The organism is Duganella sp. (genome assembly GCF_039595735.1).
Taxonomy (GTDB): Bacteria; Pseudomonadota; Gammaproteobacteria; order Burkholderiales; family Burkholderiaceae_D; genus Rugamonas.
Genome location: NZ_JBCNLB010000041.1, coordinates 1 through 11,155, shown reverse-complemented (window position 1 = coordinate 11,155; position 11,155 = coordinate 1). Strand labels below are relative to the sequence as shown.

General features: G+C 63.5%; 9 protein-coding genes and 1 pseudogene. 5 read left to right on the top strand and 5 right to left on the bottom strand.

Annotation, left to right across the window (positions count from 1 at the left end):
* The coding region (locus ABDW57_RS28040) for a hypothetical protein (RefSeq protein ID WP_343733428.1) at window positions 1–548 on the bottom strand (548 nt) is incomplete at its 3' end.
* Window positions 549–840: 292 nt separating this feature from the next.
* Window positions 841–2,919, bottom strand: coding sequence for an aminotransferase class V-fold PLP-dependent enzyme (locus tag ABDW57_RS28035; protein ID WP_343733427.1), 2,079 nt, complete (start codon window positions 2,917–2,919; stop codon window positions 841–843).
* 99 nt (window positions 2,920–3,018) lie between these two features.
* Here ABDW57_RS28035 and ABDW57_RS28030 point away from each other — a divergent pair, with 99 nt between their 5' ends.
* From ABDW57_RS28030 to ABDW57_RS28020, 3 genes are all read left to right on the top strand, one after another.
* Window positions 3,019–3,495, top strand: a complete 477-nt coding sequence (locus ABDW57_RS28030; protein WP_343733426.1) for an Lrp/AsnC family transcriptional regulator — start codon at window positions 3,019–3,021, stop codon at window positions 3,493–3,495.
* Between the two features lie 38 nt (window positions 3,496–3,533).
* A complete protein-coding gene (locus tag ABDW57_RS28025; RefSeq protein ID WP_343733425.1) occupies window positions 3,534–4,706 on the top strand; it encodes an HPP family protein in 1,173 nt (390 codons plus the stop codon).
* An 83-nt stretch (window positions 4,707–4,789) separates the two neighbouring features.
* Window positions 4,790–6,595 (top strand): DUF885 domain-containing protein, encoded by a 1,806-nt coding sequence (locus tag ABDW57_RS28020; protein WP_343733424.1) that lies wholly within the window; start codon window positions 4,790–4,792, stop codon window positions 6,593–6,595.
* A gap of 28 nt (window positions 6,596–6,623) precedes the next feature.
* Here ABDW57_RS28020 and ABDW57_RS28015 read toward each other — a convergent pair whose 3' ends face one another.
* Entirely contained in the window at window positions 6,624–7,037 is a 414-nt protein-coding gene (locus ABDW57_RS28015) for an acyl-CoA thioesterase (RefSeq protein WP_343733423.1), read from the bottom strand.
* A 165-nt stretch (window positions 7,038–7,202) separates the two neighbouring features.
* Here ABDW57_RS28015 and ABDW57_RS28010 point away from each other — a divergent pair, with 165 nt between their 5' ends.
* Window positions 7,203–8,555, top strand: coding sequence for an ATP-binding protein (locus tag ABDW57_RS28010; protein WP_343733422.1), 1,353 nt, complete (start codon window positions 7,203–7,205; stop codon window positions 8,553–8,555).
* Here the strand turns inward: ABDW57_RS28010 and ABDW57_RS28005 are convergent.
* Window positions 8,536–9,195, bottom strand: a complete 660-nt coding sequence (locus ABDW57_RS28005; protein WP_343733421.1) for an ArsR family transcriptional regulator — start codon at window positions 9,193–9,195, stop codon at window positions 8,536–8,538. The two genes, ABDW57_RS28010 and ABDW57_RS28005, sit on opposite strands and share 20 nt — an antisense overlap.
* Before the next feature lie 99 nt (window positions 9,196–9,294).
* On the opposite strand from ABDW57_RS28005, the gene ABDW57_RS28000 reads away from it, so the two are divergent.
* Complete coding sequence (locus ABDW57_RS28000; RefSeq protein ID WP_343733420.1) at window positions 9,295–10,401, top strand: GDSL-type esterase/lipase family protein; 1,107 nt, start codon at window positions 9,295–9,297, stop codon at window positions 10,399–10,401.
* A 59-nt stretch (window positions 10,402–10,460) separates the two neighbouring features.
* Here the strand turns inward: ABDW57_RS28000 and ABDW57_RS27995 are convergent.
* Window positions 10,461–11,155, bottom strand: a pseudogene (locus ABDW57_RS27995) (DNA-directed RNA polymerase subunit beta'); the annotation flags it as partial.

The following is an 11,155-nucleotide window of genomic DNA, read 5'->3' as shown; positions in this document are numbered from 1 at the left end:
GGATTTTTCTCCGCCACCTCGGTCATCTGGTCGGCCCAGGTGTTGGCCAGGTCGCGCTGGATGCGGTTCTCGGCCACGCGCGCGGCCACGCGGCGCAGGTTCTCGATCAGCGCCAGCCGCAGCATGATGGGAATCGCCCACAGCTCGCCCAGCTTGAGCGTGGCCACTTCCTGGTAGGCATCGACAAAGCGGCACAGCGATTCCGGATCGACCCGGCCATCGCCGTGCGCAATGATTTCCAGCGCGATCTTGTAGACGCGCGGGCAGCCGTCCGGCGCGCCCTTGCCCAGGCGCGGCAATTCCTTGCTGTAATCCTTGGGCAGGTGGCGGCGGGCGATGCGGATCTGTTCTTCGATCAGGTAGAAATTATCCAGCAGCCACTCCGAGGCTGGCGTGATCTGGCGCCCGGCCTTGACGGCGGCGGTCAGCTCGTCGCAGGTGGCGTCGATGACGGCAGCGTTTTCCGCCAGCCGCGACAGCAGGCGGTCGCGCCCGCCACGCTTGCTCAGTTCGTGATGCCTGGCCAGGGTCTTGCCATGCGCCGCCATCTGCGCGGCGCTGAACAGTTCCGCCCGCAGCGGCAGGTCTTCGTCCTCTTCATCCGACTGCAGGGAGCCTGTGGGCGATTCGCGGAAGCCGAGCACCAGCTCGGGCAGCAGGGGATTGGACTTGTTCAACTTGGACCTCGCTTGTAAGCTGCGATGAAAAATTATGGGCCAAGCAATCGTACGGTGGCGCACGGAACGGTACTGTACGGTGTCGTACATAACCAGCTCAACAATAAAAAAAGGGCCGCCAGGCGGCCCGTAAAAAGTGAGGAGAGGAAACGATTTATAACATTTATGCAGCCAGCGGCAAGGGCGCCGCCAGCGCCACTCCGCCGTTAAGGCTGTAGGCCTGGGGATGGCCCAGGCGGCGCAGGCAGTGCGCCGCCTTCAGGCTGCGGTTGCCGCTGCGGCAGAAGAACACCAGCGGCGTCGGCTCGGCATGCAGCCAGGCGCTGGCATGCTCGGCCAGACGGCTGAGCGGCACGCTGTGGACGCTGCGGCCGGCCCAGGCCGGCGCCACGGTGGCGGCAAATTCATGTGGCTCGCGCACATCGATCAGCAGTGCATCCGGATGGGCGTGCAGGAAGGCCGCCAGGGCCGCGCTGTCGAGTTGCGCCTCGGCAGCCTGCGTTGCCACCGGTTCAGCAATGGTGCAGAACTGGTTGTGCTCATCGCGGGTCGGGCACAGCAGGGTGTGGCCGGCGCTGACTGGCGCCAGCCCTTGCTGCGCCGGCCGCGCGCTGAAGGCAAAGCGCACCGCGGCAGCCGGCAGGGCGCCGTCGTGCGGCACGCCCAGCAGGTAGGCACGCAGTTCCTGGCCGGTACCGCACGGCAGGCAGGCCAGCACTTGTGCGCCCAGTTGCAGCGCCGGCACGCGGGCGCCATTGGCCAGCGCAATGCGGACGCCCTGGCGCGGCCAGCCGTAGTCATCCGCCTCGGCGTGGCGGTTGAAGTGGCGTCCCAGCGCCTCCACCAGCATGGCGCGGCCGGCGTTGGGCAAGGTGCTGACCACCGCCTGCACCTGGTAGTTCTGGCAGCGCACATAGGATTCGATGCGCGCCACATGGTCCGGCAGCGGATCGATGACGATGCAGCTGCGGCTGTCGGCGTCCAGCACCATCCAGCTGCAGGCGCCCTCCACGCCCAGCTGCAGCAGGCCGTCGTGCGGCGCGCTGCAGCGCTCGGACGGAATCAGGCAAGCGGCGCGCAGGGCGGCGCCGCAGCGCTCGATGCGCGCGCAGGCGGCGGCGATGACGGCCGCATCGACCAGCGGCCCGAACGACATGCGGATGGCGCCGGCGCTGCGCCACAGCGGCAGCCCCATGGCGTCCAGCACGTAGCTGGGCGCGGCCTTGGACGAGGAGCAGGCGCTGCCGGCGCTGACGCGCACGTCGGCAGCGTCAAACACATCCATCAGCTCACGGCTGGACAAGCCGGGCACGGCGAAGTTGAGCGTGGTCGGCAAGGCCTTGTCGAACGGGTTGTTGAACACCACGCCCGGCAAGGCGGCGCGCAGGCTGTCGGCCAGACGCGCGCGGAAGCCGCACAGCTCGGCGGTGCTGCGGAAGGTGTCGCCGCGTTCCAGCGCGGCCAGCACCGCGCCCAGCGCGGCGATGCCGGCCATGTTCTCGGTGCCCGAACGCTGGCCGCCCTCCTGGCCGCCGCCCATGATCAGCGGCGTGAACGGCGCGCCGGCGCGCACGTACAGCATGCCGATGCCCTTGGGCGCATACAGCTTATGCCCGGAGAACGGGGCGTAATCGATGCGGGTCGCCGCCAGATCGAGCTTGAGCTTGCCGAGCGCCTGCACGCAGTCCACCATCCACAGCGCCTGGCTGCCGGCCAGCGCGGCGGCGATGCCGGCCAGATCGCTGATGACGCCGGTTTCATTGTTGGCGGCCATGGTGCAGACCATCGCTGCCTGCGGCGCGATCGCGCGCAGCGCCTGCAGGCTGTGGGCGCCCTCATGATCGACCGGCAGCTTGTGCAGGGTCAGGTTCAGCCCCAGCAGGCGGTTCCAGTGCGCCAGGCTTTCCGGCACGGCCTTGTGCTCGGTGGCGCCGTACACCAGCAGCGTGCCGATGGGCTGGCCGGCGTCCCTGCGCTCGCGCAGCGCCACCAGCGCAGACAGCACGGCGGTCTGGATGCCTTCGGTGGCGCCGCTGTTGAACATCAGCCGGCCCTGGCCCACGCCCAGCAGGCGCATGGCGCAGGCGCGCGCCTGATCGAGGATGGCTTTGGCCTGCAGGCCGGTGGCATGGGTGCTGCTCGGATTGCCGTAGCGCTGGCCCATGGCGTCGGTGGCCGCGGCAAGGGCGGCCGGCAGCACCACGCTGGTCGCGTTGCTGTCGAGATAGATTTCAGTAGTCATCCGTATAGCTTACGCACTGCGGCGGAAATAGACGTACCAAAATTACGCTGAAACGCGTAGTATGTAGATGTTTTATTCCTCATTTTCGACATTCTTAGAATGAACCAACTTGACCGCTACGATTACGCCATCCTCGACGCGCTGCAGCGCGATGGCACGCTGTCGGTGGCCCAGCTCAGCGAACAGGTCGGCCTGTCCTCCACCCCCTGCTGGAAGCGGCTGCGCCGGCTGGAGGAGGACGGCTACATCGAACACCGGGTGGCCATCGTCAACCGCCGCAAGGTCGGGCTGCCAGTGACGGTGTTCGTCAGCATCCGCATCACCCAGCACGATGAAAACTGGTTTGCGCGCTTTGCCGACGCCGTGGCGGCCTTGCCGGAAGTGCAGGAATTTCACCGCATGAGCGGCGATGTCGATTATCTGTTAAAGGTAGTTACCACGGATATCGAGGGATATGACCGCTTTTACAAGAAGTTAATCAAATCCGTGAAGCTGACCGGGGTCTCCTCGGCGTTTTCCATGGAACAGATCAAGATCACCACCTCACTGCCGCTGGGTCTGCTTTCGCACCAATAAAGTGCGATAATGCATCTTTTAAATACTTGATTAAGCCCATGCGCGCCTTCTTCGCCAGCTGGCTGCCCAGCCCCACCACCGCCAACCGCCGCGAACAGCTGCGCGCCGCTGCCGGCGCCCTGCTCGGCATCATGCTGACCGCCATCGTCAGCAAGGCGCTGCTGCAATCCACCCATGCGGCCGTGTTCCTGGTGGCGCCGATCGGCGCCTCGTCGGTGCTGCTGTTTGCGCTGCCGGCCAGTCCGCTGGCGCAGCCATGGTCTGTGATCGGCGGCAACGTCGTCAGCGGCCTGGTGGGCGCGGCCTGCGTGCGCTGGCTGGGCCACACCCTGCCGCTGCCGCTGCTGGCCGGGGCCGCTTGCGGCGGTGCGATTGCCGCCATGTTCATCCTGCGTTGCCTGCACCCGCCCGGCGGTGCGGTGGCGCTGACCACCGTCATCGGCGGCAGCGCGGTGCAGGCGGCCGGCTTTGAATTCGTGCTGATGACGGTGCTGGCCGACTCGGTGCTGCTGGTGCTGATGGCCATCACCTACAACAACCTGACCGGGCGGCCCTATCCGCACCAGCAACAGCATCCGCATCTCAATCCGCACGCCACCAAGGACGCGGTGCCGACCGTGCGGCTGGGCTTCAAGCCGGAAGACCTGGACGCCGTGCTGCAGCAGCACAACCAGGTGCTCGACATCAGCCGCGACGACCTGGAATCGCTGTTCATGCAAACCGAGCAGCGCGCCTACCAGCGCCGCTTCGGCATCATCCACTGCGCCGACATCATGTCGCGCGACATCGTCAGCGCCGAATTCGGCACCGGGCTGGAACAAGCCTGGCAGCAGATGCGCGCCCACCGCGTGGCCGCGCTGCCGGTGCTGAACCGCGCGCGCCGCGTGATCGGCATCGTCACCCAGACCGATTTCCTGGAACACGGCGGACTGGACGACTATGGCAGCATCCGCCAGCAGCTGCAGCGCTTCCTGCGCAAGAGCGGCATGAGCCACACGGAAAAAGCCGAGGTGGTCGGCCAGATCATGAGCGCCGATCCGACCACCGCGCGGGTCGACACGCCGATCGTCGACCTGGTGCCGCTGATGGCGGACTCGGGCTTCCATCACATCCCCATCGTCGACCATGAGCAGCGGTTTGTCGGCATCGTCACCCAATCCGACCTGGTGGCGGCCCTGTACGAAAGCCGCTTCGCGGAAGCCGCGGCGTGAAAACGCTGATACAAATTTGTCTCCGCAGCGATTGCCCGATGGCTTATGCTAGCGGGCAGTTTTTTACTATCCGGGAAGACAATATGACGTATCGCACCCTCCTCGCTCCGCTGGCCGCCGCCATCGCGCTGGCCTTTGCTCCCGCTGGCGCCGCCACCGCAGCGCCGGCCGCCAAGGTGAGCGCAGAAGTCGCCGACGCAGCCCACAAGGCCTTGCTGACCATCGCCGACCAATACTACGAGGCGGTGGCGCGCTTCGAACCGATCGGCGCCACCGAAAACGGCGACAACCGTTTCGACGACCAGCTGGGCCTGAGCATCGCGCCGGCCAGGCGCGCCGCCCAGTTCAAGCTGTACCGCCAGTTCGCGCTGCGCCTGAAAGCCATTTCGCGCGCGCAGCTGACCGCCGCCGACCGCATCAACTACGACATCCTGCAATACGAGCTCAACGGCCTGATCGCGATGGAGCGCTTCCCGGAACACCTGCTGCCGATCAACCAGATGGACAGCATTCCGGTCACCCTGGCCAACTACGCGGGCGGCGAAGCCTCGCAGCCGATCGGCACCGTCAAGGAATATGACGCCTACCTGAGCCGCGTGGCGCAAATGCCGGCCTGGATCGACCAGGCCATTGCCAATATGCGCGCCGGCATCAAGCGCGGCGTGACGCAGCCCAAGGCCATCATGATCTCGGCCCTGCCGCAATTCCAGAAACTGGTGAGCGCCACGCCGGAAGCCAGCATCTACTACACGCCCATCACCAAGCTGCCGGCCTCGTTCTCCGCCGCCGACCGCCAGCGCCTGACTGCCGCCTACCGCAAGACCATCAACGACCAGGTGATGCCGGCGCTGCAGCGCCTGTCGACCTTCCTGGAAAAAGAATACCTCCCGGCCTGCCGCACCTCGACCGGCCTGGGCGCGCTGCCGGACGGCGCCGCCTGGTACCAGGCGCGCGTCGCCAACGCCACGACCACCTCGCTCAAACCGGATGACATCCACGCCATCGGCCTGAAAGAAGTGGCGCGCATCCAGTCCGAGTTTGACAAGCTGGGGCCGAAGCTGGGCTACACCGGTCCGGCCGCCGGCTTGCCGGGGTGGGTGGCGGCGCAGCCCAAGTTCTACCCGTTCAAGACCGAGGACGAGGTGCAGGCGGTCTACCACAAGCTGAGCGACGTGCTGGACACCAAGCTGCCGCAGATGTTCACCCTGCTGCCGAAAGCCAAACTGGACCTGCGCCTGGAGCCGGAACTGAGCCGCGCCACCGCCTCCGACCACTACACCGCGCCGGCCGCCGACGGCTCGCGTCCGGGCGTGTTCTGGTCGGTGGTCAACGATCCGGCCAAGTACGGCAGCACCGGCATGACCACCCTGTTCCTGCACGAGGGCAAGCCGGGCCACCACTTCCACATCGCCCTGACGCAGGAGCTGAACCTGCCGAACTTCCGCAAATTCGGCGGCAACAATGCCTTCACCGAAGGCTGGGCGCTGTACGCCGAAACCCTGGGCAAGGAAATGGGGCTGTTTGACGATCCGGCCCAGTACTTCGGCCACCTGAACGATGAAATGCTGCGCGCCGTGCGCCTGGTGGTGGACACCGGCATGCACGCCCAGGGCTGGACCCGCGAGCAAAGCATCCAGTACATGAAGGATACGCTGGGCTATGACGTGGTGGCCAAGACCGAGACCGAGCGCTACATGGCGTGGCCGGGGCAGGCGCTGGGCTACAAGGTCGGCTCGCTGAAGATCCAGGAACTACGCAGGCGCGCCGAACAGGCGCTGGGCGACAAGTTCAGCCTGCCGGCCTTCCACGCCGTGGTGCTGGGCGACGGCACCGTGCCGCTGGCCCTGCTGGAAACCAAGGTCGATCACTGGATCGCCACCCAGAAGTAACAAGGCGGGCCGCCCGGCCCGCCCCTGCTTATTTCACATACTGCCGGATGCGCGCAATCACCGCCTCCGGCAGCGCCGTGATCTGCCTGGCATGGTTGGCAAACACGATCTGCTGGCGCCCTACCGAGACCGGCCGGCCGTCGGCATAAAAGCGGAACTCCAGCCAAAACGAGCACTTCTTCACGTCATATGCATTCAACTCGCAGGACACCTCCTGGAACGGGAAGGTCTCCTGCAAATAGTCCTGCTGCGCGTGCTTGGTGATGAACACGCCCTCCTTCTGCAACATGTCGCGCGATACGCACTCAAAGAACCACTTTTCGCGGCAGATGCCCTGCCATTCAAAGTACCGCGCAAAGTAGGTGTTGCCATAGGCATTGGAATCCTTGAGGTAAATGCTCAGGGAGTGAACGAAGGTTTGGGTGGTGACTTGCATCAGCATGGGATTCTCCTGAAAGTTGGTTGCCCGACAGCCGGGCAAGACCACTAAAAGGGTGAACCAGTGAAAGATGTTTGATCTGGCGCAAAGGCCGTTGCAATAAACAAGCGAGCTCCTTCGGCCCGCGCAATACTGGCGTGACCTCCCAACTCGCCCGGACTCAGCGCCATGCATTCCCTCCTGCCAGCCGTGGTCTCCCTGCTCTTCCTGTGCTATGGCGGCTATGTGCTGCGCTCGCGCGGCGTCAGCCGCATCAGCCTGACCTTCTTCCTGCTGTGCAGCACCACGTTTTGCTGGCAATTCACCTGGGCCATCCTGTTTCAGATGGACGATGACCGCGCCGCCCTGTCGCTGGCCAAGCTGGGCTATCTGCTGATCCTGTTCCTGCCGACCACGCTGTACCACTTCATTGCCGAACTGACTGCCCAGCGCGGCGAGGGGCGCTGGGTGGCGCTGTCCTATGCCGTGGCCGGCCTGCTGGGCGTGCTGCTGCTGACCAGCGACTGGCTGCTGGCCGGCCTGTACCGTTATTTCTTCGGCTTTTATCCCAAGGCCGGACCGCTGCACCCGCTGCACCTGCTGCAAACGGTACTGGTGGTTGGCCGCGGCTTGTGGCTGTTGTACCGCCGCCAGCAGTTGGCGGTGTCGATCGAGCGCACCCGGCTGCGCTACTGCCTGGTCAGCCTGCTGATCTACTTTTTCGCCGCGGTGGATTACCTGTGCAACTACGGCCTGCCGTTCTACCCGCCGGGCGTGCTGTTTGTCGCCGCCAGCCTGGGCCTGATCGCCCAGGCCATGGTGCGCTACAAGCTGCTGGCCGATCCGCTGGAGGTGGCGGCCACCATCGCCCACGAAATGCGCACGCCGCTGGCCACCATCCGCAACCAGTCGCGCATCCTCAGCCGCTGTCTGCCGGACTTGCTGGCCGGCTACCAGCGTGCGGTGGAACAGCAGCTGGTCACGTCTACGCTGTCCGGCGCGCAATTACAATACCTGCAACAACTGCATCAGCACATCGAAACCGAGATCAGCCGCTCCAACTTCATCGTCGACATGATGCTGGCATCGGCCCGCTCGGGCGCGCTGGCGCGCACCGACTTTGCCAACCATTCCATCAAAAAATGCGTGGACGAAGCGCTGGCCAGTTACCCGTTTGAAAGCGCCATGCGCGAAAAAGTAAAAGTGCGCGGCAGCGAGGATTTCACCTTCTTTGGCTCCGACGTGCTGCTGGTGTACGTGCTGTATAACCTGTTCAAAAACGCGCTGCACGCGATTAAATCGGCGGGAAGGGGCGAGGTGGAGATTATGCTGGCGGACCGCCAGTTAATGGTGATGGATACCGGACCGGGCATTCCGGACGATATATTGCCGCATGTATTTGAACCATTTTACAGCACCGGCGGCACTGGCATGGGATTGGCATTTTGCCAGAAAGTGATTACCGCCTTTGGCGGCAAGATTCAATGTGAATCCAAAGCCGGACGCTATACCTGCTTCTTAATCAGCCTACCAGCTGATTAAAATCTTCGCCGCTGACTTTTTCCAGATCGGTTTCATCGCCCAGCACATAAATCTTTTGGCCTCGCAGCACTTCAAGAATAAACGGCTGCTGCTCGCGCAGGCGGCGTTTAAAATCGGGAATCGAATACAGGTTGGGATTGATTTTACGGCGTAATAAACGCTCGGCCACCGGCAGGCGGGATAATAACTCACCGTAGCTGGTATTATCTCCGATCAGCAGCAATTCCACTGCCGTATCCATGCCTTCCTGTTCCTTGGCGGTGGCGCCATACACAAAGGCCACATTCAACACGTGTTGCAGCGGCGCCAGCGCCGAATTCAATACGCTGACCAGGCCAAAGGTTTTCTTCACCAGCCCGCTCAATTCCCCGAACACGATGCAATCCTTGTTGGGTTTGAAGCGACGCACATTGCCGATCCGCTCCGACACGATCACGCCCGACTCATGCAGCCGCTTCAGCTCGCGCTGCGCCGAGGCGCTGCCCAAGCCGGTCAGGCGCATGATCTCATTCAAGTGGAATCCTTGATTGACGCGTACAAACAGCAAGCCCAGCAGTTTCTGCTGGGCGGGAGTGAAGAGGGCTTGGGCGATCATGAGCCAAATCTTAGCATGAACACACTGTTGACTGGCATGTTTCACACATGTTTACCAATCTGTCATGCGCCGGCTCTCCCATAGCGCAGAGCCGGTGATAACATCGTGCGACACTAGCGGAGGAGATGCAGGATGAGGAAACGTATGATGACCGCGCTGCTCGGCGCACTGATCGCCAGCGCCGCGATCGCGGAAGAACCACACATCGCGGCGATCGAGGCCGCGCCCGCCAAGCTGACCACCCTGCCGGTCGCCATCGGCGGCCGCGTGCTGAAGCACGCTGACCAGGGTTATCAATACCAATGGCCGGGAGTTTATTTCGAAGCCGCATTTGAAGGCAGTCAGGTGTATTTCAATATTGGCCCCGGTGACGTCATATTGCGGGTGCTGGTTGATTCAGTGGAAAAAACCAGGCTGATTAAACCAAAACCCGGCTGGTTTCTGGTCAACGGTTTAAATAACCGCGCGCATACCATACGGATCGAGGTTATTTCCGAAAGCCAGGCTGGCCCGAATATATTTGGCGGTTTTGCGCTCGATAATAGCGCCAAGGTATTACTCCTGTCGCGGCGTCCGCGCCAGATGGAGTTTATCGGGGATTCGCACACTGTCAGCTACGGCAATATATCTGCCTCGCGTGATTGCACCGAGCAACAGGTCTGGGCCACCACCGATACCTCACAGGGATTTGGCGCCCTGACCGCACGCCATTATGGCGCTGATTATCGGATTCAGGCGATTTCCGGGCGCGGCGTCGTGCGCAATTTTAATGGCCTGGCGGCCGATACGTTGCCGACGGCTTATCCGTATATTCTGTTCAACAAGGCGCAGCGCGACAACTCGCCCGACTGGCGCCCGCAGCTGATCGTCATTGCACTGGGCACCAACGATTTCTCCACTCCGCTCAATCCCGGGGAAAAATGGCCAAGCCGCGAAGCGCTGCAAGCCGATTATGTGGTCGCTTACGTCGATTTCGTGCGTTCGCTGCGGGCCAGTAACCCAGACGCCTATTTCATCCTGTGGGCCACCGACGGCGCCAACGGCGAAATCCAGGCCCAGGTCGGCAAGGTGGTGGCCCGGCTCAAGGCGGCCGGCGAAGACCGCGTGCATTTCATGCCGGTAACCGGCCTGACCTTTGGCGGCTGCCATTGGCATCCCTCGGCCGCCGATGACCGCACCATCGCCGACGGCCTGAGCGCCTTCATCGACGCCCATCCGCAGCTGTGGGCGGCCAGCAAACAGCCGCAATAAAGCGGCGGCGCATAAAAAAACGGCACCCGAGGGTGCCGTTTTGTCTGGAACGCTGAAGCTTACGCTTCGCCGTCGTGCGGAGCCGTTTCGGTGGCTTCGACGTCGGCGCCGGCCATGGCGGCTTTTTCAGCGGCCAGCAGGGCTTGACGCTCTTCCACTTCCCACTGCTCTTTCTCCTTGCGGGCGCGGTGGAAGGCCAGACCGGTACCGCCTGGGATCAGACGGCCCACGATCACGTTTTCTTTCAGGCCACGCAGACCATCGCGTTTGCCCATGATCGCCGCTTCGGTCAGCACGCGGGTGGTTTCCTGGAACGATGCGGCCGAGATGAACGAGTCGGTCGACAGCGATGCCTTGGTAATACCCAGCAGCACGTTTTCGTAGGTGGCTGGCAGCTTGCCTTCCGCGGTGACGCGGTCGTTTTCTTCCAGCATCTCCGAACGTTCCACCTGCTCGCCCACGATGTAGTTGGTGTCGCCGGCATTGGTGATCTGAACACGACGCAGCATCTGGCGAACGATCACCTCGATGTGCTTGTCGTTAATCTTCACGCCCTGCAGACGGTACACGTCCTGCACTTCGTCGACGATGTAGCGCGCCAGCGCTTCGATACCCAGCAGACGCAGAATGTCTTGCGGATCGGCCGGGCCGTCCACGATCATCTCGCCCTTGTTCACCACCTGGCCGTCGTGCACCAGCACTTGCTTGTCCTTGGTAATCAGGAACTCGTGCTTGTTGCCGTCCATGTCGGTGA

Coding starts and splice junctions, on each gene's coding strand:
- ABDW57_RS28035 (WP_343733427.1), bottom strand. CDS start 2,919: ATGACTACTGAAATCTATCTCGACAGCAACGCGACCAGCGTGGTGCTG.
- ABDW57_RS28030 (WP_343733426.1), top strand. CDS start 3,019: ATGAACCAACTTGACCGCTACGATTACGCCATCCTCGACGCGCTGCAG.
- ABDW57_RS28025 (WP_343733425.1), top strand. CDS start 3,534: ATGCGCGCCTTCTTCGCCAGCTGGCTGCCCAGCCCCACCACCGCCAAC.
- ABDW57_RS28020 (WP_343733424.1), top strand. CDS start 4,790: ATGACGTATCGCACCCTCCTCGCTCCGCTGGCCGCCGCCATCGCGCTG.
- ABDW57_RS28015 (WP_343733423.1), bottom strand. CDS start 7,037: ATGCTGATGCAAGTCACCACCCAAACCTTCGTTCACTCCCTGAGCATT.
- ABDW57_RS28010 (WP_343733422.1), top strand. CDS start 7,203: ATGCATTCCCTCCTGCCAGCCGTGGTCTCCCTGCTCTTCCTGTGCTAT.
- ABDW57_RS28000 (WP_343733420.1), top strand. CDS start 9,295: ATGATGACCGCGCTGCTCGGCGCACTGATCGCCAGCGCCGCGATCGCG.